Annotated in this window: 1 protein-coding gene; it reads right to left on the reverse strand. The window is 61.4% G+C overall.

Annotated features, from left to right (window positions below; translation table 11 throughout):
* Positions 1–557: 557 nt before the first annotated feature.
* On the reverse strand, positions 558–792 hold a 235-nt coding region (locus tag QMK31_RS17210; RefSeq protein WP_283502174.1), incomplete at its 5' end, for a hypothetical protein.

Consider the following 792-nt stretch of genomic DNA (forward strand, 5'->3'; position numbering starts at 1 on the left):
CGCCTCACGGGTGGGCTCATTTTTCGTCTTCTTCGTCACAGCATCAAGTGTCGTCATCACGGCACCTTTCCCGCCAGACCCACGTCCAGCGCGTCAGGCCGGAAACACCGTTTAAGAGACAGTCCCCCACATGACGGCTCTCCACACGGTGGCTCTCCACACGGTGGCTCTACAGAAGAAGAATCCGGCAACGTCGAGTCGGGGCGCACGTCGACGGGGCGACAGAACCACTCGGCTGCCCGGAGTGATCGTGTCGGCATCGACGGCGAGCGTTGCGTCGTGCAGAGTGCTCACAGCCCGGAAAGTGCCTATGTAGCCGCGAAGGTGCATTGCGGCTTTGCCGTTGCAGCATGCACCCTCGACACCCGTGACGCAGAGACACCCGTGCACCCGTGCACCCGGTCGTGAACGGCGCCCGGAGTCCGCTCCCGGAGCGTATCCGGCTCGAATCAGCCACGAGTTGAGGTACCTAGGCACACACAGAAGGCGGGCTCCGCGTGCGGTGTGCACGTGGAGCCCGCCTGTTTCCTGCGAGGGAAATCCGGGAGAAGGGCTGCTTAGCCCTTTTTGATGACGACCGTGGAGTTGTCGCTGTAGTAGTTGCGCTGGAAGTCAATGATGGTCGAGGTCTTGGCGATGACGGCGCAGTTGGAGACCTTGGTGTCTCGGCCGAACGTGTTGTCTTTGATGATGGTGCCTTTGAGGGGGCCGTAGGCCTTTTCGGCGATGTTGACGGTGCAGGCGCCGTTGTTGGCGTAGTTGTTGGTGAAGACGAAGTTGGAAACCACTCCG

The organism is Cryobacterium sp. PH31-O1, from assembly GCF_030063455.1.
Classification (GTDB): domain Bacteria; phylum Actinomycetota; class Actinomycetes; order Actinomycetales; family Microbacteriaceae; genus Cryobacterium.